Source organism: Leisingera sp. M527 (genome assembly GCF_025141525.1).
In the GTDB taxonomy this organism is placed as follows: domain Bacteria; phylum Pseudomonadota; class Alphaproteobacteria; order Rhodobacterales; family Rhodobacteraceae; genus Leisingera.
This window is the reverse complement of sequence record NZ_CP081037.1, coordinates 1,723,292-1,748,199: the sequence shown is the minus strand read 5'-3', so window position 1 is coordinate 1,748,199 and position 24,908 is coordinate 1,723,292. Positions and strand designations below refer to the sequence as shown.

The following is a 24,908-nucleotide window of genomic DNA, read 5'->3' as shown; positions in this document are numbered from 1 at the left end:
AATCCGGCGCGCCGCTTGCGGCGCCAGGCCCAACGGGCGACGGCCCCGGCACGGGGGCCGGTGACGGGCGGGAGAGGCCCCGTTACGCCATGCTGCGCCGCCGCGCTGACAGCAGACCATGCACCGCAGCACCGCTCAGGAACAGTACCAGCAGCACCGCCATCATGCCACCAAAGCCGCCGCCAGCCAGTGCCAGCACCATCATCGGCGTGCCGATGGTATTGCCCAGATTGCCCATCTGCGCCATCGCACCGCTGGACTGCGCCCGCGCTGCCGCACTGCTGCTCAGCTGCGGAACCGCCGCAAAGGAGCCGCCCTGCACCAGCCCCATAGCCCCCGCCATGGCGATACAGGCGGCCGGCGCGCCGGGCATGGCCCACAGCCACAGGGCGGCAGCGGCACAGGCCAGGAACCCCAGCTGCGCCAGCCGCACCCCCGGCAGGAACCGCAGCAGATACACCCCCAGGGTCATCGACACCGCAATGCTGGCGAGCGGCATCATCCCTAGCACAAAAGCGCGCATGTCCTCGGCGATATAAGGCGGGATCACCGTCAGCACCGCCACAAAACAGCAGGTGTAAAACAGCCAGCCCGCGGCCGGCGCCGAAGTCCAGGGAGACCGGTAAATGGGCAGATGCAGCCCCGGCAATTCCCGAAGCCGCGGCAGCGGCCCCCGCTCCGGCACCAGAACATCGCGCAAAGAAAAGCCCAGCAGCAGCGCCAGTCCCGCCATTACGCCCGCGTGGGCACCAAACAACGCCAGCAGACCCCAGGCATCCGCCAGCGGCAGGCCGAACCAGGCCAGCAGGGTAAAGGCGACGGCAAAGAAGGTACTCCACAGGGTCATCGCCAGCCCGCGCCCACTGTCTGAGCTCAGCTGCGCAATCAGCACCGGCCCGGCAACTACAATGCCCAGATGCGACAGCCCCTCGACCACTCGGGACGCCAGAAACACCCCGAACGGCAGATGCAGCGCCTGCAAAGCAGACATCGCCGCCCCCGCCCACAGCGCCCAGACCAGCGTGCGCCGGTAGCCAAAGGCCGCCACATACAGCCCCGCCACAGCCCCCAGCAGAATGCCCAAAGTCCCGACCAGCGACACGGAAAAGCTGATCGCGTTGCCCGCCTCCGGGTACAGTTCCCCCATCCGGCCAAAGATCACACTGATCTTGCCGTATTGCGCAGCCGCCCCCAGGCCTGCGCCCCAGACCGCCAGGATCAGCCCCCAGCGCGAATTTCCGGATGCCGTCATGGCTGCTGCCCTTGTTGTATCCCTTGATCAGCCTCTGGTTACCCCGGACCCGGCGCCGGGACCAGAGCCCAGCCGCCAAAGAAAAAGGCGGCCTGTCACAGGCCGCCTTTTCAAACTCCGCTGCATGCGCAGCTTACATATGGATCACCCGGCCGTAGGCATCCAGCACGCTCTCATGCATCATCTCGGACAGCGTCGGATGCGGGAAGACGGTGTTCATCAGATCTTCCTCGGTGGTCTCCAACTGGCGGCCCACCACATAGCCCTGGATCAGCTCAGTCACTTCGGCGCCAACCATATGGGCACCCAGCAGCTCACCGGTCTTGGCGTCAAAGATGGTCTTCACCATGCCCTCCGCCTCTCCCAGCGCAATCGCCTTGCCATTGCCGATGAAGGGGAAGCGCCCGACCTTGATGTTATAACCCAGTTCCTTGGCCTTCGCCTCGGAATAGCCAACGCTGGCGACCTGCGGCTGGCAATAGGTGCAGCCGGCAATGCTTTCGGGCTTTACTGGATGCGCGTGTTTGCCTGCGATCAGCTCCGCCACCATCACCCCCTCGTGCGACGCCTTATGCGCCAGCCAGGGCGCGCCGGCGATGTCGCCGATGGCATAAAGGCCATCTACGCCAGTGCGGCAGTATTCATCGGTCACCACATGGGTGCGGTCGACTTTGACGCCCAGCTCTTCCAGCCCCAGACCTTCGACATTGCCGACGATGCCAACGGCAGAGATCACGGTGTCGAATTCCTGTTTCTCTACCTTGCCGCCAACCTCGATATGGGCGGTGACTTTGCCTTTACCGCGGTCCAGCTGCTTGACCATGGCTTTCTCCATAATCTTCATGCCCTGTTTGACAAAGGCCTTCTTGGCAAAGGCCGAAATCTCGGCGTCTTCCACCGGCAGCACCCGGTCCATCACCTCAACCACCGTGGTGTCAGCACCCAGCGTATTGTAGAAGCTGGCAAATTCAATGCCGATCGCGCCGGAGCCGATCACCAGCAGTTTCTTGGGCATGCGGACGGGCTGCAGCGCGTGCTTGTAGGTCCAGACCAGATCGCCGTCGGCCTCCAACCCCGGCAGTTCACGCGCCCGTGCACCGGTGGCCAGCACGATATTCTTGGCAGTCAGTTCTTCGGTGCCTTTGTCGGTCTTGACCGACACCTTGCCCTTGGACGGGAGGGACGCCTCGCCCATCACCACAGCAATCTTGTTCTTCTTCATCAGGTGGCCGATGCCCGAGGACAGCTGTTTCGCCACCCCGCGCGAACGTTTCACCACCGCGTCCAGATCATAGCCAATGTTTTCCGCCTTCAGGCCGAAATCCTTGGCCCGCTCCATCAGGTGGAACACCTCAGAGGAGCGCAGCAGCGCCTTGGTCGGGATACAGCCCCAATTGAGGCAGATACCGCCCATATGCTCGCGCTCGACAATGCAGGTTTTCAGACCCAGCTGTGCGGCACGGATGGCCGCGACATAGCCCCCCGGCCCGGCGCCGATTACGATCACGTCATAAGATTGTGCGGCCATGGTGCTCCCTCGCCCTCGAACAGGTTCCAAAACTAGTTTACCGTTAAACTATTTTTTTCTGCACTGCAATCATCCTCTGCTGCGGCATAGCGGCCATGCAAGAAACAGCGCAACGCCGTCTGAACAGGCTATGCTGCAGGCAAACATCCTGCCAGCACAATTTTGCATTCACCGGGGAAAGACAGCGGCTGGCGCCCCCCAATAGAAAACGCCGCGCCCCTTTCAGGGCGCGGCGTTTTCTATTGCTTCAGATCCGGGTTCAGCCGGCAGCTTGCACTTGCCGCACGGTCTCGCCGTAGCCGCCCGCCATCACGTAATCCAGCTCCGGTGCGGTGCTGGCGCGGTGCAGCGCCTCGTTGCGGTAGGGGAAGCGGCCGAACTGGCGGATCACCTCGCGGTGGGCCCGGGCATGCAGCAGGTTGCTGGTGCCGGTCCGGGGCATCCGCTCCAGCATCAGCCGGATGCAGCGTTCCTGGTCGCACAGGTTTTCGGAATGCATCAGGGGCAGATAGAAGAACTGGCGCGCCGGTTCGTCGATCTTCTTGTCCCATTTCTTGTTGATCGCCACCTTGGCCGCCGACAGCGCCGCCCGGTCAGAGGCAAACGCCTTGCCTTCGCCGCGGAACATGTTGCGGGGAAACTGGTCCATCAGGAGGATGTAGGCCAGGGTACCGCTGGGGTAGGTCAGCCAGAAGGAAAACCTGCCCTCGCAGGCCTCCTCCCAGGTCTTTTGAAACGTCGTGCGGATCTCCTGATCCAGCGCGTCATCCTGCAGATACCATCCCTTTTCCCCAACCTTATCGAGCCAGAATGCAAGTATCTCTTCGGGACCAGTCATCGGTCGTAACTCCAAGTTTTTCCTGACCCTAACTTCAGGCCATTTTACATTACCATTACAAGTAACCTTGGGTCACAAATTGCGACAGGCAAGACCTCTGTGTGAAATAATCCTCACAATTCCGGCTGGTTAGCGCAATCAATTCTCCTCGCCGGCGGTTTCCTGCTCTTCCAGCTCGGTCTCAATCGCGTACTCCTGGGCAAACTCAACCGCCACAGGCGTCGAGCTGGGATACATCGCGGCAAAGCTCCCGGTCTCGTCAACCGGCGTCGCAGCGCGCTGGGTCATACGGTAAGCCGCATAGATGGCCATCAAGAACATCAGCGCCGCAATCAGCGCAAAGAAGCCAGCCGGGCCAAACACCGCGTCGCTCATCAGCCAGCCGGTGATCATCGGGCCGGCAATGGCGCCCAGCCCGTTGATGAACACCAGCCCGCCTGATGCCGCCGCCATGTCCTCATGCTCAAGGTAGTCGTTGGTATAGGCGATCAGCAGCGAATACAGCGGATTCGACAGGCCGCCGATGATAAAGGCCGCAACCAGCAGCATCTTAAAGTCCATGCCGTAGAAAAAGCCCAGCACCGCGCCGCAGCCGCCTGCAGCCGCCACCACCATGATCAGCAGCCGCCGGTCCATCCGGTCCGAGACCCAGCCCAGCGGATACTGCAGGATAGTGGCGCCGATATAGAAGGTCGCGATAAACAGCGACAGGTTGCCCAGGCTCAGCCCCGCAGCGGCGCCGTAAACCGCGCTCATCCCGAACTGGGCGGAAAACACGCCGCCCAGAATGAACATGCCGACACAGCCCAGCGGCGAAATCCGCATGATCTCGCGCAGGGTCATCGGCTTGGTGGTGTCAAACGCCGGGGTCGGCGAGATCGACAGAAGAATGGGCGCAAAGGAGATCGAAACCAGGATCGAGGCGATGATGAACGCCTCGTAACCGGCTGGATCGCCGACCTGAATCAGCCCCTGCGCAGCGATGATACCGACCATCTGCACGATCATGTAAAGCGACAGCGCCTTGCCCCGGTTCGAATTGTCCGCAGAGTTGTTCAGCCAGCTTTCCGCCGTCACATACACGCCGGAAAAGCAGAACCCGATGATCACGCGCCCCAGCCCCCAGGCGACGGTATTCGGCAGCACCGGATACAGGATCATCACCGCCGAAATGAATGAGGCCAAGGCCGCAAACACCCGCACATGGCCAACCCGGCGGATCATCTCCGGCGCCAGCCGCGAACCGCCCAGGAAGCCGACGAAATAGGCCGCCATCACAATCGACATCTGGAAGGTGGAAAACCCTTCCAGCTCGCCCCGCACACCCAGCATGGTGCCCTGCAGGCCGTTGCCGACCATCAGCAGCATCATACCCAAGAGCAGCGCCCATGCGCTCGACAGCACCTGCAGCATTTTATGCCTCCTTTGAAAGCAAAGCAGCCCTCCACAAGGGACGGGCTGCCATCACATTTGAATGTTATGTACGGGCGATCAAGGCTCGCGTGGCCGGTATCGCTGATTCAGATTTCAATTTCATGACCCGGATTGCGCTATACGGGGTCATGGTTGCGGCGCTTGTCTATGGATTCGCGCCGCTTTTCTGAGGTGTATCCGCCTTAGCCGGGATCAAAAGCGACGCGTCGCCATAAGAAAAGAACCGGTAGCGGTTGCCGACAGCGTGTTCATAGATCCGGCGGATCTCTTCCTGGCCCATCAGCGCTGACACCAGCATCAGCAGGGTCGATTTCGGCAGGTGGAAATTGGTCATCAGCGCATCCGCCACCTGGAAATCAAATCCGGGGTAGATAAAGATATCCGTATCGCCTTCCCAAGCGTGAATCTGTCCGTCCCTCGCTGCACTTTCGATCAGCCGCAGCGCGGTGGTGCCAACCGGGATCACCCGGCAGCCAGCGGCCTTGGTGGCGGCGATCTCTGCCGCAGCCTGCTCACTGACCTTGCCCCATTCCGCGTGCATCCGGTGGGTGGTCACATCCTCGACCTTGACCGGCAGGAAGGTGCCCGCGCCCACGTGCAGGGTGACATAGGATACGTCCACCCCGCGCGCGGTCAGCGCATCCAGCAGCGCTGCGTCGAAATGCAAAGAGGCGGTCGGCGCCGCCACCGCGCCGGTATTGCGGGCCCAGACGGTCTGGTAATCGGTCTTGTCCTGCTCATCCGCGGCGCGTTTGGCAGCGATATAGGGCGGCAGCGGCATCGCGCCGGCCTCAGCCAGCGCTGTGTCAAAATCCGTGCCGCTCAGATTGAAACGAAGATGCCCCTGGCCTTCGGAAATCCCTTCCAGCGTTGCGCTCAGATCGTCCGAGAAAACAATCGCCTCACCCGGCTTGATCTTTTTCAGCGGTTTCAGCAGCGCCGCCCAGGTGCCATCGGCGCGCGGCTCCAGCAGGGTCGCCTCGATTTTGGCCGCCACGGCGCCTTGCGCGCTGTCACGGTGGCGCTGCCCGCTCAGCCGGGCCGGGATCACCTTGGTGTCGTTCAGCACTAGCCGGTCGCCGGGTTGCAGCCATTGCACCAGATCGGTCACCCGGCCATCATGCAGGTCCCCGCCAGCAGCCACCAGCAGCCGCGCCGCGCTGCGCGGATTGGCAGGCCGGGTGGCAATCAGATCGTCGGGCAGGTCGAAGTCGAAATCGCTGAGTTTCATGTCGCGCGCTATAGGCTGTGCTGCAGGGGAAATCTACGGTGTTTTTCGCCGTTTGTCAGGGTCACTTGTCAGCGCCCCGCGGTGTCCGGAACTGCCTGCGCTCTTCTTGCGCTTCTTCTTCTTCCGCCGTAAAGGCGCGCTGCTGGCCTGGAACCTTTGGCGCCGGGCCGCGGAAAATCTCGCGCAGAAAACCCGGCGCCAGCCCCGCCAGCGGGTTGACCGAGACCGCAGGATCATCCGCCGTGCCGCGCAGGGTGAAGGTAAAACCTATCAGCCCCTCGCCGTCGCGCGGTGCCAGAATTCTGCCGATTGCGTTGACCAGGTAAATCGGTGAAATCACGCCACGCATGTTCAGCCGGCTGTTTTCCAGGTCAAAATTGCCGTCCAGTGACAGCCCCATCGACGGGCCGACCGCGCTGCTTTGATGCAGGATCAGATGCGAGGCGCCCAGCCGGAACCGTCCGTTCATGCTGGTGAACAGAATGCCCTGGCCGGTCATCTCATCCAGCAGCCCGATCAGGCTGATCGCGTTCAGGATCGCCGCCATTGACGGCGCATTGCGGATCCGGATGTTTCGCACATTGACCTTGCCGTCGTATTCGCCCGGCTTGTCCGCCGGGATCAGGGTCATCTCAAAACGGCCGCCGCGGCCATGTTCAAACATCCCGGCCGAGCGGAACACGCCCCCTGCATCATTGGCCCGGATCCGCGCCGCGGTGCCGCCGTTCTGCGGCACCACGGTGCCCGCCACCGGGGTCTGGCCGTTCAGGCGGGCGGTGAATTCGCCGTTCATGCCGCCCTGGGTGGAAAACCGGCCTTGAAAATTCTGCAGCCCGATACTGTCGGTCACCTGCAGGTTCTGCAGCCGCAGGGTTACCGGGCTCGACCCGCCGCCGCCGCTGCTGCTGCCGCCACCGCTGGCTGAGGTTGCCGAAAACGGCGAACGGTTCAGATCCAGCCGGCCGCCGGTCACCTCGATGGCGGGCGGTGCTGCACCGCGCCCGCGGAAAGTCACAGACCCGCGGAACCAATCCCCTGCCCGTGCGGATGAAAACACCGCCTGATCCAGCCCGCCGCCTTTGCGCGTGGCTACACTCCCGGTGGCAGCCAGCCCAGGCGCCTGCAACGTCAGCTGTTCTACCGCGGCGGTCTCGCCCAGCAGCGCCGAAACCGACAGCTCCCCCTTTGCCGCCTCGCCTTTGCGCCAGCTGATCTCGGGGATCCGCAGGCCAAGCCCCGCCAAATCCGACTGCAGTACCAGACGCGGCGGCGCCCCTGGGGCCAGATCCACGGAATATTGCCCCTGGCCTTTGCCAAAGACCGCCCCGCGCGGCAGGCCAAGATTAAAGGCCTCCACCGCCTGCGGCGACAATTCAATAGTCCCCTCCACCCGGCTGTCCGGCGGCGCGTCCTTGCCGATCCGCTGTTGCCAGCTGGCCGTCAGCGGAACACCGGACAGGCTGCCTGCGCCGCTAAGGCGCACTTGGCTCTGATTGCCTTCCACGTCCAGCACCGGGGCCGCCGCGACATGGCCCGGCACCAGTATTCTGCTTTCCACGGCGCGAACCGTACCGCGGTAATGATAGAGGATCTCCTCTACCGGCACCTGCTTTTGCAGCGGCAGCGCCAGCGTGCCCTCCGCTTCCACCTGCCCTTCCGCCAGATCCACCGGCAGGTTCGCCTTATCCATCACCCGCAGCGGTTCCCGGTTCAGCAGCGACAGCGCCGCCGTCGCCGTGCCGCGCGCCATGATCCGGGCAATGCCAGGGGTCCCGTCCTTGGCCGACACATCCGGTATGATAAAGGACGTGCCCGCCACCTCAACCTCGCCGCCCTGCTCAGCCGTCACCGTTCCGCCGGAGGCCGTCACCACAAAGCGGTCGCCGTAGAGACTCAGCTGGCCCGCGGCCTTGCGCACCGGCGGCATGAATTTCTGAAACACCACCTCGGCGCCGTCAAAGGCCAGATCCAGGCTGACAAAGGGCTTGCCGCTGCCGCGCCCGCGCATGTGAAACCCGACATTGCGCACGTTCCCGTCCCGCAGGTTTTCCCGCACCCAAAGACGCGGGTTCGGCGCCAGCGGCTCCGGCCACAGTTCCTTGACCCGCTGAACAGACACCTGGTCAACGCTGCCGTTCAGATCGTAATCCCAGCCCTCAGGCCCGGCGCCGATATCGCCGTCAAAATGAATGCGGCTGTCCCCGTCCCGCACCAGCATCTCGCCCAGGCGCAGCCGGAACGGGGCAAGGCTCAGGTCAAAATCCGCATCAACCCCGGGGAATTTGACGGGAGTTTCAAACAGACGGCGCGGGTTCAGCTCCAGATCGGAAAACCGCAGCTGCCCCACCAACCCGGTCAGCTGCCCGTTTTGCACCCCGGCCAGGCTCGCCTGCCCCTGCATCACCCCGGACCCCCAGCCGCTTTGCACGCTGAGTTCCGAGAACTTAAGCAGCTGCTCTGCCGGGTAATAGGTGAAGTAACTGCGCGCACCGGTGATCGGCACCGGCCGGGTCTGGGCGGCCGGCTGGATCACACCTTCGCCGATGCGCAGGCTGGCCTGCACCGGAGCAATCCCGCCGTCGCTGAACACCTCGCCGCGCAAGGAACCGGAAATCGGCGCCCGCAGCACCCCCAGCCAGCCAAGCGCCGGGCTTTGCAACGCGATATCCTCGCTGGCGATGTCCGACACCAGAAACCCGAACTCGGCGCCGGGGCTGCCGATCTCAGAGGTGTAACTCGCCTCCACTGTGCCCACGCCGCCGCGTCCGCTCAGGACCGAAAACACCGCCGAAAGGGACACCGTGCTGCCGTCGCGCTTCAAACCGATCCGGCCGCCGTCCAAGGTCCAGGCGCGGCCCAGCCGGTCGTCAGTGTAGGACAGCGTCAGCGCGCTGGTCTCCATGCCGGCAAGCGCGGCCAGCACCGGTTTTTGCAGCTGGCTGTCCCATTGCTCGATCAGCTCAGCCAGATTGCCCGCCTGCCGCGACGGCAGCCCGCCGCTGGCAAAGCTGATCGCAAAAGAACCGTCCTTGTTGCGCCGCAGGGCCGCAAACAAGCCGTTCAGCGAAATCTGCTTGGGCTGCAGCTTGCCGCGCAGCAGCGGCCGCATCGCCAAGCTGGCCTGGGCATCGGCCAGCTGTGCGAACAGAGTGCCATCCGGGTGCCGCAGCACCACATCCTTCAGACTGACCCGCGGTCGCAAGCCCTTGTTCACGACCACGTGAATGGCGCCGAATTCGATCTGCAGCCCGTTCAGATGCCGCTCAATCCGGGTTTCCACCCGGCTCCGCACCCAATCCGGCGCATCCAGCCGGGTGCCGATCCCGAAATAGACAGCAGCGGCTGCCAGAAAGCTCAGCAGCGCCAGCACCCAGATACACCCGCGCAGCAGCCGCCAGCGCCAGCGGCGGCGCGCAGGCCGTTGCACCGCGCCGTGACCTGGCACCGCGCCCGGTTCCGTACCTGGCTCCGAACCTCGTCCAGGCACGGCTTCAGCACCCGGCCCCGGACCCTTCACGGGCACCGCCTCAGCAGCAGCGCGGTTATTCTCGCCGGCAGGTTTGATCTCAGCTTTCCCTTTGCTGCTCATGGGTTATGTTTGCCGCGCAATGATGTGCGCAAATGACCGGAGACAGGCCAATGCTCGACGTTTCAGATCCCGCCCCTTCCTTTACCCTGCCCCGCGGCGGCGGCGGAGAGGTCACTTTGTCCAGCCTCCAGGGCGCGCCCGTGGTGCTGTTTTTCTATCCCCGCGATAATACCCCCGGCTGCACCAAAGAATCCATCGGCTTTTCAGAGGCTTTGCAGGCATTCGCCGATGCTGGTGCTCACGTTTTCGGGATTTCCAAGGACAGCCTGAAGAAGCATGAGAATTTCACCGCCAAACACGGGCTGACCACGCCGCTTTTGTCGGACGCAGAGGGCACCGTCTGCGAGGATTATGGCGTCTGGAAGGAAAAGAGCATGTACGGCAAGAAGCACTGGGGCATTGAACGCTCCACCTTTCTGATTGGCGCCGATGGCCGCATCGCCCGCATCTGGCGCAAGGTTAAGGTCGATGGCCACGTGGACGAGGTGCTGGCCGCCGTCCGGGCGCTCTGATCCGCCAGCCGGGGCTCTCCCGCCCGCTCTGGCTGCTCTTTGGCAAGAGCAGCCCTCACCGTTGGGCCCGGCGCCGCCCGCGGGGCGGCGCGCGGCGCGGCCCAAGGCTGCCAGGGTGATCAGCCTGCTGATCACCCGCAGGCGCGGGAGCGCCCCGGTTTCTGCTCTGGACTCCGGCGGCCAAATCAGGTGAACCCGGCGCATCCCGCCGATTGAGGAGACGTCGCATGACCCATCAGCCCCTTTCGCTTGCTGAACGCGCCGCCGAGGTGCTGACCACCGCAGATGGGCGCGCCAAGACCGAGCTGTCCCGCCGCCATGCCGCCGAGTGGTTCGCTTACCGCAAAGGCGATGCGCCGGAGATCGCCATCGGCACCGCCGCGCCGCCGATGCACCCAGCCCGCCCGGACCGGCCAGAGCTGCTGCATCCGCGCGACGTGCCCAAGCGCAAACCGGGATCCGAGGCCGGCCGCATTGCCCTGCTGCACGCGGTGGCCCATATCGAGCTCAATGCCGTTGACCTTCATTGGGACATCATCGCGCGGTTTTCCCATGTGCCGATGCCAATGGGATTCTTTGACGACTGGGTCCAGGCGGCGGATGAGGAATCCAAACATTTCAACCTGATGTGCGACTGTCTTGAAGCGCTGGGCAGCCAGTATGGCGCCCTGCCTGCCCATGCCGGCATGTGGCGCGCAGCAGAAGACACCGCGCAAGACCTTATGGGCCGCCTCGCGGTGGTGCCGATGGTGCTGGAGGCGCGCGGGCTGGACGTCACTCCCGGCATGATCGGGGTCTTCCGCAAGGCCGGCATCACCCAGGCGGTAGACGCTCTGGAAGTGATCTATGCCGAGGAAGTCAGCCATGTCGCCTATGGCTCCAAATGGTTCAATTTCCTCTGCGGACGGGACAATCTGGATCCCAAGGAAGTGTTCCACGCGCTGGTGCGCAAGTATTTCCACGGCGCACTCAAACCGCCGTTCAACGAAGAAAAACGCGCCGATGCCGGCCTGCCGCCGGATTTCTACTGGCCGCTGGCCGATCAGGCCCGGGTGCTGCCCGGCAGCTGAACCGGACCTGCTGCCTGCGGCCGCCGCCGCACCAAAGGGTCCTGTAACACTCCTCGCAACGAGGCCCGGGCCGGATCACCAATCAGTGAGATCGCACCGCAGCGAATTGACGTTGCGGCCGCCGTCCCGATGTTGAGCAGAAGCAAAGCGCCAGCTTGCCCTTGCACAGGAAGACCAACCGCCATGACGTCCGCCGACCGCCGCACCCTTCCCGCCTGCCCCGGGTTCAATATCCAAACCCTTGGCCTGATGTTCATTTCCGGCTTCTTTGCCACCAACGCTTTTGACCTTTGGGGGCAGGTGATCAGCCCTGGCATCGGATTCGCCAGCCTGTCGCCGCACGGGCTGGCCCGCAGCCTTCTGGGCAGCCTGGGCCTGCCAAAAGGTGATTTTGCCGGTTATTTTGTGCATCTCTACCTGGTCGGCCTGATCGGCTACCCGGCGGGCTGGCTGTTCCTATTTGCTCCCGTCTGGAACCGGGTGGCAGGCGGCACCCATTGGTTGCTGCCGTCTGCGCTCTATGGCTTTGGCCTTTGGGTATTTGCCATCGGCGGCATCACCGCCATCGCCGGGCTGCCGTTCTTCCTGAACTTCACCGGAATCGCCTGGGTCGCCCTGGCTGGCCACGTGCTTTACGGGATTGTTCTGGTGGCTATCCTGCGCCTGATCGGCCGCTCCCCGGATTGAGGTCCGGATAAAACCCGGCAACTTAGCCGGCCCCCCCCCGGCGCAAGCCCCGGTTTCTTCGGCAAATTTCCGCCTATCAAGCGGCTCCTCCCGCCGCTTCCCTGCTCAAAGGGTCAACAGGCTTGCCCAATTGCCCCGCCCTGTCTATTCACTTCGCCCAAGGCACCGGCTCCGCCTTGAGGGGTCTGTGCAGAACGGGACAGGGACCAGACTTTGCGCACACGGCTCGCGATCAGAATCCACAGCTTCCTTGAACGCCGCTTCCCCGAGCGGCGGGTGTTCCTGAAGTCCGACAACGATACACGCTTCATCCGGCTGCGCTCGGAAACCCAGCTGGCAGCCGTCGCTGGCGTTACCCTGTTTACCGCCTGGACCATTGTCGCCACCGCGATTGTGCTGATGGACAGTATCGGGTCGGGCAATTTCCGCGAATTGGCCAAACGCGATCAGCAAACCTACCGCGAGCGGCTTAACGCTATCTCCGATGAACGCGACATCCGCGCCGTTGAGGCCCTGGCGGCGCAGGACCGTTTCAATGCGGCGCTGACACAGATTTCGATGATGCAGTCCGAGCTTCTGGCCTCGGAAACCCGCCGCCGCGAGCTGGAAACCGGCATCGAGGTTATCCAGTCCACCCTGCGCGACACCATGCGCCAGCGCGACACCGCCCGAAAATCCCTGGCGCAGCTCAAGGCAGACACCCAGGACGAGAACGCCCCCCACGCCGTCATCGCCAGCGCTTCGGCGCAGATGGACCTGCTGGCCGGGGTGCTGTCGGACACCGCAGCCGAGCGCGACCGGATCATGGCCGATGCCCGCGACGCCATCGGCCAGCGCGACGAGCTGGAACTGGAACTGCAGCTGATGGACGAGCGCAACAGCCAGATTTTCCGCCAGCTGGAAGAAGCGGTGGCGGTCTCTGTCACCCCGCTCGACAAGATGTTCCGCAACGCCGGCATGCCGCCTGAGCGCATTCTGGAACAGGTCCGCCGCGGCTATAACGGCCAGGGCGGGCCGCTTGCCCCTTTGGCAATGTCGACCCGCGGTGAAGAACCCACAGCCGAAGCGCTGCGGGCCAACAGCATCCTGGCCAAGCTGGATCAGCTGAACCTTTACCGCCTGGCCGCCCAGCAGGCGCCGTTTGCCACGCCGGTGAACCTGGGCCAGGTGCGCCAGACCTCCGGCTACGGCTACCGGCGCGACCCCAAGACCGGCGGCCGCCGCCTGCATAAAGGGTCGGATTTTGCCGGCAGCACCGGCACCGATATCTTTGCCACTGCCGACGGCGTCGTCACCCATGCCGGCTGGCAGTCGGGCTACGGCAGGATGGTCACCATCCGCCACGCCTTCGGCATCGAAACCAGATACGCCCATAACTCGAAACTCCGCGTGACAAAGGGCCAAAGGGTCTCGCGCGGGGATCACATTGCTGATATGGGTAACACCGGACGGTCCACCGGGACCCACCTCCATTACGAGGTCAGGGTCAACGGGCAACCTGTAAACCCCATGATCTACATCAAGGCTGCGAGAAATGTTTTCTAAGAGCAAAATCAACGAGCCCGGGCCGAAACAGGCCGAAGCGACCCCGGCACCCACTGCGGCGCCGGCGGCTCCGGTCAGCGACTACAGGTCCAGCGCCCCCAAGGCCAAGCCCGCCGCGTCGCTGCTCAGCTCGGACCTGCACATCACAGGCAACGTCAAGACCACCGGCGACATCCAGGTCGAAGGCACGGTTGAAGGCGACATCCGCGCGCATCTGCTGACGGTAGGCGAAACCGCAACCATCAAGGGCGAAGTCACCGCCGATGACGTGGTCATCAACGGCCGCATCGTTGGCCGCGTACGCGGCCTGAAGGTGCGCCTGACCGCCACCGCCCGCGTCGAAGGTGATATCATCCACAAGACCATCGCAATTGAAAGCGGCGCCCACTTCGAAGGCTCCGTACAGCGCCAGGACGACCCGCTGAACCCGGGCGGCCGCAAATCCGCCCCGGCGGCCGCCCCGGCAGCCGCGCCTGCCCCGGCGCCGTCCGCAGCGGTAAAAGCTGCCACCGCCGCGCATAAAGCCGAGGGCTGATCCGCCGTTACTGCCGGATCCGGCATGACCATTTCAAAAGCCGCAGGCCAACGCCTGCGGCTTTTTTGTACCGGGGCAGCTCCGCATTCTGCCAATCCCGCAACGGTATCTTGTATTCCTTACCTTGCAGCCACGAGTTGAGACCGATAGTTAACACGGAAAATACAAGGCTGCGGCCCGGCACGCGGCACATCGAGAAGGGTACTTAAAGGAAATGGCGACAGTAAACTTGAATGATCCGAGCGGAACATGGTCGCTCAATGACCTGAATTCTCCGGATTTTGCCAACGCAAGCATTACAACGCAAACTTCCAGCCTGATTGTCTTTACCGGCACCAACGGGGCTGGCTTCAGCCTGACCGGGGATTTTTCCTCCGCGTCCCCCTATTCCTGGACGCTTAAGTCTCTCAGCATCACATCCTACGGAACTCCAGTTCTTTCGTTCTCCGGCTTTTCGATGAACTTCTACACGTTCGCATCTTCCAGCGGCGCACGTCTGGAAGCATCCATTCTGGCCGGCAGCGATACCATCACCTCCAACATGGCCGAGGGACAGCGCTGGCTCACCCATGGCGGCAATGATACAATCAAGCTTGGAACCGGCGACGACACGCTGTACGGCGGCAGCGGCACGGATCGCCTGATTATTGCCGACACATTCGGCAATGCGTCTTTCTCCTCAAATTTCAGCACGGTCACAATCGACTCGGGCGATGGCCGCGATATTGTGTCCTCGATCGAACAGCTGGAGTTTTCCAACCGGACCTTTGCCCTGACAGCCGGCAGCTACAGCGGCAATTCCCTGACCGGAGACAAATCCGCCGGGCTTTCCAGCGACCTGATCTTGGGCGGCGCCGGCAATGACACCTTATCCGGTCTGTCCGGCAGCGACTTGTTGCTGGGCGAAGATGGCAATGACCGCCTGCTGGGTGGCGCCGGCCGCGATACGCTCAACGGCGGCGATGGCGATGACGACCTTTGGGGCGGCAGCGGACGCGACCTGCTGATTGGCGGCATGGGCGATGATCTGCTGATTGGCAGCAAACACGGCGACAGGCTGCTGGGCGGCGGCGGCGCCGATGAGCTGAAGGGCGGCCATGGCAAGGACGTTCTGATCGGCAATTCGGGCAACGACCTGCTGGTCGGCGGCGGCGGCAGCGATACACTGAAGGGCGAGTCCGGGCGCGACATGCTGCTGGGCCACAAGGGCAACGACGTGCTGACCGGCGGCAGCCAGGCGGATACCTTCGTCTTCCACAAAGGCCACGGTAACGACACTATCACCGATTTCACCGCCGGTGAGGACCATATTGCCATCGGCCGCGGCGCCAGCCGGCTGAGCCAGCTGGATTTTGAAAGCCAAGGCGACGATGTCCTGGTCTCCTTTGCCAATGTCACCATTCTGGTGGAAGACATCACCGTGGCGCAGCTGCAGGACGCGGACAACTTCCTGTTCTGACCATCACGGTCAATGACCTGCTCAAGGCGCGCCCCGGCGGCGCGCCTTTTGTCATTTCAGCATCCAGCGCCCGTCCGGCCAGAAGGCGTGAAAGGCAAAGGCAAACATCACATCATGCGCCACGTCAAATCCGCTTGCATCGCGCACCCGGACTGATCCGATGTCCCGTCCCTTGGCCAGCGTGCCCGCATCCAGCGCCGAGGCCTGCCCGGCCCGCCAGCTGAGCACCACGCCTGCCTCACGGATCTCGCCCGTCTTTGCCAGCCGCGCCAGCGGCCAGGCCCGGCTGCCGACCCGCACCACCCGGTCCAGCGGTGCCAGCCCATGCGGCGGCGGGGTGCCGTCATACAGAAACGGCCACTCCGACGTGTCATACCCCCGGTAAGGGTTTTGCCCGTAGCGCCGGTTATAGCCAGGCTGCGCCATCACCAGACCATCCGGGTTGCGCGCTTTGAACTCTTGCCAGCTTTCAACCCAGCTGGGCAGGCTGGCCAGCCGCTGGCCGCTCATCTCGCCGGCAATGCCGGTGCCGATCGCCTGCTGCCACCAGCTTTGGGTTTCGCGGTCATACATCACCATATCGGAATAGCGCAGCTTGCCGCTGACCCCGAACCGCAGCACCCCCGCCCGGGTGCGCCGGTCGAATGTCATCGCGGAATTGCACAAGGGGCAATAGGTCACCGCCACCGGCACCCCGGCCACCTCGTCGTTCACAATCTCATGCCAGGTCAGATACCGCAGCGGATAGGCACGGGCCGGCGCGCCCTCTATCTCCAGCGCGATCACCGGCTCTCGCGGCATCAGCCGCCGGTCCTCGGCCGCCGCCGTGAACTGCGGCGCATCCAGCGCCGGAATGCCGTCCTTGGGCACCCCGCCAGAGCGGATCTGGCCCCAATCCCCGACACTCGTCCGGCTGAAATCGGTTTTCGGCCATTCCCGTTTCCACTCTGCGGGACTGGCCTGCGCCATCCAGGGCAAAAACACAGCCGCACTCATTAACAAACGTCCCAGCATCACACGCTCCCCGCTGAACCCCCAGTATTCGGGACAAGCCGGGACTGAACAGTGGGAAACACAGGCTTGTGACATCATGTCAGTGGCCTGGCACAGCGCAGGGCTGCAACGGCAAAGGCCCGCCCCCGGATACCGGGAACGGGCTTTGGATTTTCCGGAAAACCGGAGGTGCTTATTCGGTGACGGTCACTTTGGTCATGGCGTCGGGCTGGCCGATCACCGCGCCGTTTCCGCCTGTGCCCAGCTTGATCGCGTCAACCACATCCATGCCGCCGGTCACCTTGCCGACAACCGTGTACTGGCCGTTCAGGAAGTGGCCCGCATCAAACATGATGAAGAACTGCGAATTGGCGCTGTTAGGGCTTTGCGAACGGGCCATGCCAACCACACCGCGGTCAAACGGCAGGTCCGAAAACTCAGCCGGCAGATCGGGACGGCTGGAGCCGCCGCGCCCGGCAGCACTCATGTCGCCGCCGGCCTTGCCGAATTCAACATCGCCGGTCTGCGCCATGAAGCCCTCGATCACCCGGTGGAACACCACCCCGTCATACTGGCCCTCAGTGGCCAGTGCGGTGATCTGCGCCACATGGGCGGGGGCCACATCCTCGAACAGGTCGATCTTGATGGTGCCGTTGGCCTCGCCCTCGACCTGAACCTCCAGGCCGGTGGCAAAGGCAGGCCCTGCCGCCAGCAGGGCTACCAGGGACAGGCTTTTAAGCATCCGCAGCAACCTTGACCGAGATCATCCGGTCCGGGTTTGCCGGCGGCTCGCCTTTGGTGATCGCATCCACATGCTCCATGCCTTCAATGACACGGCCGTAAACGGTGTACTGGCCGTTCAGGAAGTGGTTGTCCTTGAAGTTGATGAAGAACTGCGAGTTTGCCGAATCCGGGCTCGCCGAGCGCGCCGCGCCCAGGGTTCCGCGGTCATGCGGCAGCTTGGAAAACTCGGCCGGCAGGTTCGGCAGGTCGGAACCGCCAGTGCCCGCCATGCGGATGTTGAAACCGTCTTCCATGTCGCCATTGGCCACGTCGCCGGTCTGCGCCATGAAGCCGTCGATCACCCGGTGAAAACAGACGTTGTCATATTCGCCGGCACGGGCCAGTTCCTTCATCCGCTCGGCGTGTTTCGGCGCCACGTCGGGCAGCAGCTCAATCACGACGTTGCCGTCTTTCAGTTCAATAATAACGGTGTTTTCGGGATCTTTAATCTCGGCCATCTGGCTCTCCTGTCGTCGAAATTTGCACAGATACCTAAGGCCCGCGCCCGGAAATGCCAAGGGAGCATTGACTGATGCGCAAAAACCCCCGAAACAGCCCGCGGATTTACCTGCATTTTCACCATAAGGGGTCTCGCTGATGGGCTGGAAAACACTCGACGACATGGATCTGAACGGCAAGCGCGTGCTGGTGCGCGTGGATATCAACGTGCCGATCGTCGACGGGGTTGTCACCGACTCCACCCGCATCCGCCGTATTGCCCCTTCGGTGCGCGATATTCTGGCCGCGGGCGGCAAGCCGATCCTCTTGGCCCACTTCGGCCGTCCCGGCGGCGAGCGCCGCGAAAACCTGTCGCTGAACCAGCTGGTGCCGACGCTGGAGCGCGCCTTTGAAACCCGCGTGTTGTTTGCCGCCGACTGTATTGGTGCCGGGGCCGAGGCCGCCGCAGACGCGCTGCAGCCGGGTGAAGTGCTGCTGCTGGAAAACACCCGCTTCCATGCCGCCGAGACCAAGAACGACCCCGACCTGGCCGCCGGCATGGCGCGCCTGGGCGAGGTCTACTGCAACGACGCCTTCTCAGCCGCTCACCGCGCGCATTCCTCCACCGAGGCCATCGCCCGCCTGCTGCCCGCCTGCGCCGGCCGCCTGATGCAGGCAGAACTACAAGCGCTGGAAAGCGCCTTGGGCCAGCCGCAGCGCCCGGTGACCGCCGTGGTCGGCGGCGCCAAGGTCTCCACCAAGCTGGAGCTTCTGGGCAACCTCATTGAAAAGGTCGACCACCTGGTGATCGGCGGCGGCATGGCCAACACCTTCCTGGTGGCCAAAGGCCTGCCGGTTGGCATCTCGCTGGCCGAACGCATCATGAAGGACACCGCAGCCGAAATCCTGGCCAAGGCTGAAGCCGCCGGCTGCGAGATCATCCTGCCCTCCGACATCGTGGTCGCCAAGAAGTTCGAATCCAACGCGCCCCATGAAATCCTGCCCGCCGACCAGTGCCCCGAGGACGGCATGATCCTGGACGCAGGCCCCGACAGCGTTGCCCGCATCATCGAGGTGTTTGCAAACAGCAAGACCCTGATCTGGAACGGCCCCCTTGGCGCGTTTGAGCTGGAACCTTTTGACGCCGCCACCAACGCCGCTGCGCTGAAAGCAGCCGCCATGACCCGCTCGGGCCAGCTGATTTCTGTGGCCGGCGGCGGCGACACTGTAGCCGCCTTGAACGCCTCCGGCGCGGCAGGCGATTTCACCTATATCTCCACCGCCGGCGGCGCTTTCCTGGAATGGATGGAAGGCAAGGAGCTGCCCGGCGTCGCGGCGCTGGAATGCACCTGAAGCGGCACAGCTGCCTACCTGTTGGCTGAACCGGACCGCCGCAGACCTCCTTCTGCGGCGGTTTTCTGTTGAGCTGCCTTTTGCGCCATTTGCCCTCTCCCCTGAAACACCCCCGCATTTTCGCCGCATGCCGCTGTCAGTCATGCGCCAATACCAGAGGATTTTTGATGAAAACCTTTAGACTGCTTTTGGCTGGGTTTTTGTTTCTTTGCACAGCAGCGCTTGTGCTTGCCGTCCTGTCTGAAGAATCCCGAACACCGGAGGAAAACACCCGCCTGATAGGGATCGTCGACCGTTATTGCGCGCCGCAATGGCACGCCTTGACAACCTCAGAGAAAGCCGCGTGGCTGGACGAAACACCTGCAAGTCACGCAAACAACCTGGTAGAAGTTCCGGCCGATGACCCAAGCGCCGAGAGCTTTGAGGTCTGGAACAAGCACATTGCCTCCACTGTTGCGCTGGAAGACCATATCCGCTCCTTTTTCACCCTGTATAAATCGTTGCCCGAGGACGGCGCCGGCACAGAGGATGAATTTCCGGACGCCTTTGCATCCTACCGGGCGAAATACGACCTCTGGTCATGCCTCAGCCTCAACAGCACAGAGCGCCAGCTGCTGGAAGCCAAATTCCACTCCATCGACAAGACAGGTGATGCCACGGAACTTTACCAGGCCGAAGACCAGTACCATTGTGCAGGCCTAGAACGCATCAGAGAAGCGGTTTTCAATCTCGATCCGTCGGACAAGAATTTTACCGATGACTTCCGCGAAATTGCACATGAACATCTGAGGGTTTGCTAGCAACAGCGGTTTCAGCAACGTTAATACCGAGCACCTTCCGCAAATTTTCCCCGCTTTGGACAGTTTTAGGATTCACAAGCCGATTCGGTTGTGGCATAACAAGGGCAGACGCCGGGAAACGGCGCAAAAACAAAAACTTGAGCAGTAACATACAGGCACCTCCAAAGTGACCCGAAGCAATCGCCCGTCGCTGGGCGCCATCGCCTTTTTTGCCATCGCCTTCGCGCTCAGCGCGTATTTCACCTTTGCGGCGGTACAGGGCGACTTCGGTCTGTTCAGACGGGTCGAGATCCAAGCCGAAGCAGAAGAACTGCGGCTGGATCTCGACCGTCTCCAGTCCCGGATCGGCGGCATGGAAAACCTGACCCGCCGCCTGTCCGACGACTATCTCGACCTTGATCTCCTGGATGAGCAGGCCCGCTCGGTGCTTGGCCTTGTCCGCGCCGACGAGATTGTCATCCGCTAAACGCCCTCCGGTCCGTCCCCGCTTGTGCCGCGCTTGCTGTTTGCTGCGTGGCATTTTTGCGTTCCATGGGCGGATTTTTACGCGGCGGAAACCCCGCGGCAGAATAACACTATTCAGCCGGGTCAAAACCGGGTATCAATTGGTTTAACACTAAACTATCTAGCCTGCAGGGGGAGTCGACCACCATGGCCGCTAGGAAAAGCGCAAAGAAACCAAACGTTTCTGCCGAAGAGCTGACGAAACACTACCGCGAAATGCTGCTGATCCGCCGATTCGAGGAAAAATCGGGTCAGCTTTACGGCATGGGTCTGATCGGCGGCTTCTGCCACCTCTACATCGGCCAGGAAGCGGTTGTTGTCGGGCTTGAGGCCGCAGCCGAGGAAGGCGACAAGCGCGTCACCTCCTACCGCGACCACGGCCACATGCTGGCCTGCGGCATGGACCCGGACGGCGTCATGGCCGAACTGACCGGGCGCGAGGGCGGCTATTCCAAGGGCAAAGGCGGCTCCATGCATATGTTCTCGAAGGAGAAGCATTTCTATGGCGGCCACGGCATCGTCGGCGCCCAGGTGCCGCTCGGCGCCGGTCTCGCATTTGCCGACAAATACAAGGGCAACGGCCGCGTGACATTTGCCTATTTCGGCGATGGTGCTGCCAACCAGGGCCAGGTCTACGAGACCTTCAACATGGCCGCCCTGTGGAAACTGCCGGTGGTCTTCGTGATCGAGAACAACCAATACGCCATGGGCACCTCGCAGCAGCGCTCCACCTCCAGCGCCGAAATCTGGGAACGCGGCAAGGCGTTCGGCATTCCGGGTGAAGCAGTGGACGGCATGAACGTGCTGTCCGTCAAAGAGGCCGGCGAGCGCGCCGTCTCCCACTGCCGCAGCGGCGACGGCCCCTATATCCTGGAAGTCAAAACCTACCGCTACCGCGGCCACTCGATGTCGGATCCGGCCAAATACCGCACCCGCGAAGAGGTCCAGAAAATGCGCGAGGAGCGCGACCCGATCGAGCAGGTCCGCGAGATGCTGCTGACCGGCAAGCACGCAACCGAAGACGACCTCAAGGCGATCGACAAGGAGATCAAGGAGATCGTCTCCAAGTCCGCAGATTTCGCCAAGGAAAGCCCGGAACCCGCGCTCGACGAGCTTTGGACCGACATCTATGCGGACGACGTCCCGCAGGAGGCCAGTGCCTGATGCCGCATTTCGAAATCCACGCAACGGATGTTGAGGCTGCTAAGGCCTTTTACAGCGGTCTGTTCGGCTGGCAGTTTGAGCCGATGCCGGGCGGCGAAGATATGGCGTATCACCTGATCGAAGGCGCCGATATCGGCATGGCCCATGGCGTGACCGGCGGCCTGATGAAACGTATGGGCGATGCCCCTGCCGCCGGCGGCCCGGTCCGCGGCGGCACCATGACCTTTGAAGTCGGCGACTGTGACGAGCGCTACAGCTGGGCGCTTGGCAACGGCGGCGCCGAGGCGCTGCCGCCCCAGGACTATCCCGGCATTGGCCGCTGCGCCTATGTTGAGGACGGTCAAGGCAACATCGTCGGAATGATCACTCCTGCGGAGAGCAACTGATATGGCAACCGAAATTCTTATGCCCGCCCTGTCGCCCACCATGGAAGAAGGCACCCTGGCCAAATGGCTGGTCAAGGAAGGCGACACCGTGAACTCCGGCGATATCATGGCCGAGATCGAAACCGACAAGGCCACGATGGAGTTCGAAGCCGTTGACGAAGGCATCGTCGGCAAGATCCTGATCGGCGAAGGCACCGAGGGCGTCAAGGTGAACACGCCCATCGCGGTGCTGGTCGAAGACGGCGAGAGCTACGACGCGTCCGCTGCGCCGGCATCCGCCGCAGCCAGCGAAGCGCCGGTCGCCGAGGCACCTGCGGCGCCCGCAGCCCCCGCCGCTGCTGCCGCGCCTGCGCCGGTCGCCTCCGTGACATTGGAACCGGACTACCCGGAAGGCACCGAAATGGTGCAAACCACGGTCCGCGAAGCCCTGCGTGACGCCATGGCCGAAGAAATGCGCCGCGACGAAGACGTGTTCCTGATGGGCGAGGAAGTCGCCGAATATCAGGGCGCCTACAAGATTTCCCAGGGTCTCTTGGACGAATTCGGCGCCAAGCGGGTGATCGACACGCCGATCACCGAGCACGGTTTTGCCGGCATCGCCACTGGTGCGGCCTTCGGGGGCCTGCGCCCGATTGTCGAGTTCATGACCTTCAACTTCGCCATGCAGGCGATTGACCACATCATCAATTCGGCGGCCAAGACGCTTTATATGTCCGGCGGCCAGATGGGCGCCCCGATGGTGTTCCGCGGCCCCAATGGTGCGGCCGCCCGCGTCGGCGCACAGCACTCCCAGGACTATGCCGCCTGGTACATGCAGATCCCGGGCCTGAAAGTTGTGATGCCCTATTCGGCATCCGACGCCAAGGGCCTGATGAAGACCGCGATCCGCGACAACAACCCGGTGATCTTCCTCGAGAACGAGATCCTTTATGGCCGCGCCTTTGATGTGCCCAAGCTGGACGATTACACCGTCCCCTTCGGCAAGGCCCGGATCTGGCGGGAAGGCACCGATGCCACCATCGTTTCCTTTGGCATCGGCATGACTTATGCGCTGGAAGCGGCTGATAAACTTGCAGAAGACGGCATCTCAGCCGAGGTCATCGACCTGCGCACCATCCGCCCGATGGACCTGCCCACGGTGATCGCATCCGTGCAGAAGACAAACCGTCTGGTCACCGTCGAGGAAGGCTGGCCGCAGGGTTCGGTCGGCAGCTACATCGCCTCGGAAGTGATGCAACAGGCCTTCGATTACCTCGATGCGCCGATCATCACCTGCACCGGCAAGGACGTGCCCATGCCCTATGCAGCCAATCTCGAACGCCACGCGCTGATCACCACGGATGAGGTGGTCGCAGCCGTGAAGCAAGTGACCTACCGGTAAGGAGCCTCAAGATGCCCACTGAAATCCTGATGCCCGCGCTGTCCCCCACCATGGAGGAAGGCACCCTTGCCAAATGGCTGGTCAAGGAAGGCGACACTGTCTCCTCCGGCGACCTGCTGGCCGAGATCGAAACCGACAAGGCCACCATGGAATTCGAAGCCGTGGACGAAGGCGTGGTCGGCAAGATCCTGGTGCCCGAAGGCACTGAAGGCGTGAAGGTCAACACGCCGATTGCGGTGCTGCTGGAAGACGGCGAAAGCGCTGATGACATCGGCACAGCTTCCGCACCCGCCGCAGCGCCTGCCGCTGCTGCAGCAGAGCCGGGGCCCGCTGCCGCACCCTCTCCTGCCGCGGCCTCGCCAGCCCCGGCAGCCCCCGCTGCGTCTGATGGCAGCCGGATCTTCGCGTCACCGCTGGCGCGCCGCATTGCCGCGGACAAGGGCCTGGACCTGAGCCAGATTAAGGGCTCCGGCCCCAAAGGCCGCATCGTCAAGGCCGACGTGATGGACGCCAAGCCGCAAGCCGCCGCTGCCCCGAAAGCAGACGCTGCACCCGCCGCCGCAGCCCCGGCTGCCGCAGCACCGGCAACCGGCCCTTCAGCAGACATGGTCGCCCGCATGTACGAGGGCCGCGACTTCGAAGAGGTCAAACTGGACGGCATGCGCAAAACCATTGCCGCCCGCCTCACCGAGGCCAAGCAGACGGTGCCGCATTTCTACCTGCGCCGCGACATCCCCCTGGATGCGCTGCTGAAATTCCGTGGTGAGCTGAACAAACAGCTTGAGGGCCGCGGCGTAAAGCTTTCGGTCAACGACTTCATCATCAAGGCCTGCGCCCTGGCGCTGCAATCGGTGCCGGATGCCAATGCTGTCTGGGCCGGCGACCGGGTGCTGAAAATGAAAGCCTCCGATGTGGCTGTCGCCGTCGCCATCGAAGGCGGCCTGTTCACCCCGGTTCTGCAGGACAGCGACATGAAGTCGCTCTCTGCGCTGTCAACCGAGATGAAGGACCTGGCCAAACGCGCCCGCGACCGCAAGCTTGCGCCGCATGAATACCAGGGCGGTTCTTTTGCGATCTCCAACCTCGGCATGTTCGGCATCGACAATTTCGACGCCATCGTGAACCCGCCGCATGCCGGCATCCTGGCGGTTGGCGCCGGCGTCAAAAAGCCCATCGTCGGCAAAGACGGCGAACTGGCGGTGGCCACCGTAATGTCTGTCACGCTGTCCGTGGACCACCGGGTGATCGACGGCGCCCTTGGCGCGGAGCTTTTGAACGCGATCAAGGACAACCTGGAAAACCCGATGGTGATGCTGGCCTGATCCGCCTTCACTGCGAAACGTAAAAAGCCCCGGCCGAAACCGGGGCTTTTTCTTTGCCTCAAAACACGCGGACAAGCGGCTGAACGCAGACGGAAAAAGGAGCT

The 24,908-nt window shown here is 63.2% G+C and carries 23 protein-coding genes; 14 read left to right on the top strand and 9 right to left on the bottom strand.

Features of this window, described 5'->3' with window-relative positions; translation table 11 throughout:
* Window positions 1-82: 82 nt before the first annotated feature.
* From K3555_RS08760 to K3555_RS08745, 4 genes are all read right to left on the bottom strand, one after another.
* Window positions 83-1,252, bottom strand: coding sequence for an MFS transporter (locus K3555_RS08760; RefSeq protein ID WP_260008179.1), 1,170 nt, complete (start codon window positions 1,250-1,252; stop codon window positions 83-85).
* 133 nt (window positions 1,253-1,385) lie between these two features.
* On the bottom strand, window positions 1,386-2,780 hold the full coding sequence (gene lpdA, locus K3555_RS08755) for a dihydrolipoyl dehydrogenase (RefSeq protein WP_260008178.1): 1,395 nt from the start codon (window positions 2,778-2,780) through the stop codon (window positions 1,386-1,388).
* A gap of 259 nt (window positions 2,781-3,039) precedes the next feature.
* Entirely contained in the window at window positions 3,040-3,618 is a 579-nt protein-coding gene (locus K3555_RS08750) for a DUF924 family protein (RefSeq protein WP_259991994.1), read from the bottom strand.
* A 138-nt stretch (window positions 3,619-3,756) separates the two neighbouring features.
* Window positions 3,757-5,031: an MFS transporter gene (locus K3555_RS08745; RefSeq protein WP_260008177.1), complete on the bottom strand. Its 1,275-nt coding sequence runs from the start codon at window positions 5,029-5,031 to the stop codon at window positions 3,757-3,759.
* Here K3555_RS08745 and K3555_RS08740 point away from each other — a divergent pair.
* Window positions 5,007-5,222, top strand: coding sequence for a hypothetical protein (locus K3555_RS08740; protein WP_259991990.1), 216 nt, complete (start codon window positions 5,007-5,009; stop codon window positions 5,220-5,222). The two genes, K3555_RS08745 and K3555_RS08740, sit on opposite strands and share 25 nt — an antisense overlap.
* On the opposite strand, the gene queA is transcribed toward K3555_RS08740, so the two are convergent.
* Window positions 5,198-6,283 carry a tRNA preQ1(34) S-adenosylmethionine ribosyltransferase-isomerase QueA gene (gene queA, locus K3555_RS08735; protein ID WP_260008176.1) on the bottom strand — a complete coding sequence of 362 codons (1,086 nt, stop codon included), beginning with the start codon at window positions 6,281-6,283 and terminating at the stop codon, window positions 5,198-5,200. The two genes, K3555_RS08740 and queA, sit on opposite strands and share 25 nt — an antisense overlap.
* 61 nt (window positions 6,284-6,344) lie before the next feature.
* Complete coding sequence (locus tag K3555_RS08730; protein ID WP_260008175.1) at window positions 6,345-9,872, bottom strand: DUF3971 domain-containing protein; 3,528 nt, start codon at window positions 9,870-9,872, stop codon at window positions 6,345-6,347.
* 50 nt (window positions 9,873-9,922) lie between these two features.
* On the opposite strand from K3555_RS08730, the gene K3555_RS08725 reads away from it, so the two are divergent.
* The 6 genes from K3555_RS08725 (at window position 9,923) to K3555_RS24810 (ending at window position 15,680) form a co-directional block, all read left to right on the top strand.
* Window positions 9,923-10,384, top strand: coding sequence for a peroxiredoxin (locus K3555_RS08725; RefSeq protein WP_260008174.1), 462 nt, complete (start codon window positions 9,923-9,925; stop codon window positions 10,382-10,384).
* A gap of 227 nt (window positions 10,385-10,611) precedes the next feature.
* On the top strand, window positions 10,612-11,454 hold the full coding sequence (locus K3555_RS08720; protein WP_259991983.1) for a ferritin-like domain-containing protein: 843 nt from the start codon (window positions 10,612-10,614) through the stop codon (window positions 11,452-11,454).
* A 183-nt stretch (window positions 11,455-11,637) separates the two neighbouring features.
* Complete coding sequence (locus tag K3555_RS08715; RefSeq protein WP_260008173.1) at window positions 11,638-12,141, top strand: hypothetical protein; 504 nt, start codon at window positions 11,638-11,640, stop codon at window positions 12,139-12,141.
* A 213-nt stretch (window positions 12,142-12,354) separates the two neighbouring features.
* Window positions 12,355-13,686 carry a M23 family metallopeptidase gene (locus tag K3555_RS08710; RefSeq protein ID WP_259991979.1) on the top strand — a complete coding sequence of 444 codons (1,332 nt, stop codon included), beginning with the start codon at window positions 12,355-12,357 and terminating at the stop codon, window positions 13,684-13,686.
* Complete coding sequence (locus tag K3555_RS08705) at window positions 13,676-14,221, top strand: polymer-forming cytoskeletal protein (protein WP_259991977.1); 546 nt, start codon at window positions 13,676-13,678, stop codon at window positions 14,219-14,221. The genes K3555_RS08710 and K3555_RS08705 overlap by 11 nt, the downstream gene beginning before the upstream one ends.
* A 214-nt stretch (window positions 14,222-14,435) precedes the next feature.
* Complete coding sequence (locus K3555_RS24810; protein ID WP_311200031.1) at window positions 14,436-15,680, top strand: calcium-binding protein; 1,245 nt, start codon at window positions 14,436-14,438, stop codon at window positions 15,678-15,680.
* 51 nt (window positions 15,681-15,731) lie between these two features.
* Here K3555_RS24810 and K3555_RS08685 read toward each other — a convergent pair whose 3' ends face one another.
* From K3555_RS08685 to K3555_RS08675, 3 genes are all read right to left on the bottom strand, one after another.
* Window positions 15,732-16,694, bottom strand: a complete 963-nt coding sequence (locus K3555_RS08685; RefSeq protein WP_260008172.1) for a DUF3179 domain-containing protein — start codon at window positions 16,692-16,694, stop codon at window positions 15,732-15,734.
* Between the two features lie 172 nt (window positions 16,695-16,866).
* Window positions 16,867-17,415 (bottom strand): peptidylprolyl isomerase, encoded by a 549-nt coding sequence (locus tag K3555_RS08680; RefSeq protein WP_259998952.1) that lies wholly within the window; start codon window positions 17,413-17,415, stop codon window positions 16,867-16,869.
* A complete protein-coding gene (locus K3555_RS08675; protein ID WP_260008171.1) occupies window positions 17,408-17,914 on the bottom strand; it encodes a peptidylprolyl isomerase in 507 nt (168 codons plus the stop codon). Before K3555_RS08675 ends, K3555_RS08680 begins: the two co-directional genes overlap by 8 nt.
* A 139-nt stretch (window positions 17,915-18,053) precedes the next feature.
* On the opposite strand from K3555_RS08675, the gene K3555_RS08670 reads away from it, so the two are divergent.
* The 7 genes from K3555_RS08670 (at window position 18,054) to K3555_RS08640 (ending at window position 24,804) form a co-directional block, all read left to right on the top strand.
* Window positions 18,054-19,247, top strand: coding sequence for a phosphoglycerate kinase (locus K3555_RS08670; RefSeq protein WP_260008170.1), 1,194 nt, complete (start codon window positions 18,054-18,056; stop codon window positions 19,245-19,247).
* 80 nt (window positions 19,248-19,327) lie between these two features.
* Entirely contained in the window at window positions 19,328-20,047 is a 720-nt protein-coding gene (locus K3555_RS08665; protein ID WP_260008169.1) for a hypothetical protein, read from the top strand.
* 166 nt (window positions 20,048-20,213) lie between these two features.
* Window positions 20,214-20,513, top strand: a complete 300-nt coding sequence (locus tag K3555_RS08660; protein ID WP_129371000.1) for a septum formation initiator family protein — start codon at window positions 20,214-20,216, stop codon at window positions 20,511-20,513.
* A gap of 185 nt (window positions 20,514-20,698) precedes the next feature.
* Window positions 20,699-21,715: a pyruvate dehydrogenase (acetyl-transferring) E1 component subunit alpha gene (gene pdhA / locus K3555_RS08655; protein ID WP_259991967.1), complete on the top strand. Its 1,017-nt coding sequence runs from the start codon at window positions 20,699-20,701 to the stop codon at window positions 21,713-21,715.
* Window positions 21,715-22,101: a VOC family protein gene (locus K3555_RS08650; protein ID WP_260008167.1), complete on the top strand. Its 387-nt coding sequence runs from the start codon at window positions 21,715-21,717 to the stop codon at window positions 22,099-22,101. The genes pdhA and K3555_RS08650 overlap by 1 nt, the downstream gene beginning before the upstream one ends.
* A gap of 1 nt (window position 22,102) precedes the next feature.
* Window positions 22,103-23,482, top strand: coding sequence for a pyruvate dehydrogenase complex E1 component subunit beta (locus K3555_RS08645; RefSeq protein WP_260008166.1), 1,380 nt, complete (start codon window positions 22,103-22,105; stop codon window positions 23,480-23,482).
* Window positions 23,483-23,493: 11 nt separating this feature from the next.
* The gene (locus K3555_RS08640) at window positions 23,494-24,804 is read left to right on the top strand and encodes a pyruvate dehydrogenase complex dihydrolipoamide acetyltransferase (RefSeq protein ID WP_260008165.1); all 1,311 of its coding nucleotides are present in this window, start codon (window positions 23,494-23,496) and stop codon (window positions 24,802-24,804) included.
* Window positions 24,805-24,908: the final 104 nt, after the last annotated feature.

Excerpts from the sequence above, each read along its gene's own strand:
- K3555_RS08640 (WP_260008165.1), top strand. The coding sequence starts at position 23,494 with ATGCCCACTGAAATCCTGATGCCCGCGCTGTCCCCCACCATGGAGGAA.
- queA (WP_260008176.1), bottom strand. The coding sequence starts at position 6,283 with ATGAAACTCAGCGATTTCGACTTCGACCTGCCCGACGATCTGATTGCC.
- K3555_RS08680 (WP_259998952.1), bottom strand. The coding sequence starts at position 17,415 with ATGCTTAAAAGCCTGTCCCTGGTAGCCCTGCTGGCGGCAGGGCCTGCC.
- K3555_RS08740 (WP_259991990.1), top strand. The coding sequence starts at position 5,007 with ATGCGCTCGACAGCACCTGCAGCATTTTATGCCTCCTTTGAAAGCAAA.
- K3555_RS08650 (WP_260008167.1), top strand. The coding sequence starts at position 21,715 with ATGCCGCATTTCGAAATCCACGCAACGGATGTTGAGGCTGCTAAGGCC.
- K3555_RS08725 (WP_260008174.1), top strand. The coding sequence starts at position 9,923 with ATGCTCGACGTTTCAGATCCCGCCCCTTCCTTTACCCTGCCCCGCGGC.
- pdhA (WP_259991967.1), top strand. The coding sequence starts at position 20,699 with ATGGCCGCTAGGAAAAGCGCAAAGAAACCAAACGTTTCTGCCGAAGAG.
- K3555_RS08750 (WP_259991994.1), bottom strand. The coding sequence starts at position 3,618 with ATGACTGGTCCCGAAGAGATACTTGCATTCTGGCTCGATAAGGTTGGG.
- K3555_RS08745 (WP_260008177.1), bottom strand. The coding sequence starts at position 5,031 with ATGCTGCAGGTGCTGTCGAGCGCATGGGCGCTGCTCTTGGGTATGATG.
- K3555_RS24810 (WP_311200031.1), top strand. The coding sequence starts at position 14,436 with ATGGCGACAGTAAACTTGAATGATCCGAGCGGAACATGGTCGCTCAAT.
- K3555_RS08645 (WP_260008166.1), top strand. The coding sequence starts at position 22,103 with ATGGCAACCGAAATTCTTATGCCCGCCCTGTCGCCCACCATGGAAGAA.
- K3555_RS08720 (WP_259991983.1), top strand. The coding sequence starts at position 10,612 with ATGACCCATCAGCCCCTTTCGCTTGCTGAACGCGCCGCCGAGGTGCTG.
- lpdA (WP_260008178.1), bottom strand. The coding sequence starts at position 2,780 with ATGGCCGCACAATCTTATGACGTGATCGTAATCGGCGCCGGGCCGGGG.
- K3555_RS08760 (WP_260008179.1), bottom strand. The coding sequence starts at position 1,252 with ATGACGGCATCCGGAAATTCGCGCTGGGGGCTGATCCTGGCGGTCTGG.
- K3555_RS08730 (WP_260008175.1), bottom strand. The coding sequence starts at position 9,872 with ATGAGCAGCAAAGGGAAAGCTGAGATCAAACCTGCCGGCGAGAATAAC.
- K3555_RS08670 (WP_260008170.1), top strand. The coding sequence starts at position 18,054 with ATGGGCTGGAAAACACTCGACGACATGGATCTGAACGGCAAGCGCGTG.
- K3555_RS08685 (WP_260008172.1), bottom strand. The coding sequence starts at position 16,694 with ATGCTGGGACGTTTGTTAATGAGTGCGGCTGTGTTTTTGCCCTGGATG.
- K3555_RS08715 (WP_260008173.1), top strand. The coding sequence starts at position 11,638 with ATGACGTCCGCCGACCGCCGCACCCTTCCCGCCTGCCCCGGGTTCAAT.
- K3555_RS08705 (WP_259991977.1), top strand. The coding sequence starts at position 13,676 with ATGTTTTCTAAGAGCAAAATCAACGAGCCCGGGCCGAAACAGGCCGAA.
- K3555_RS08675 (WP_260008171.1), bottom strand. The coding sequence starts at position 17,914 with ATGGCCGAGATTAAAGATCCCGAAAACACCGTTATTATTGAACTGAAA.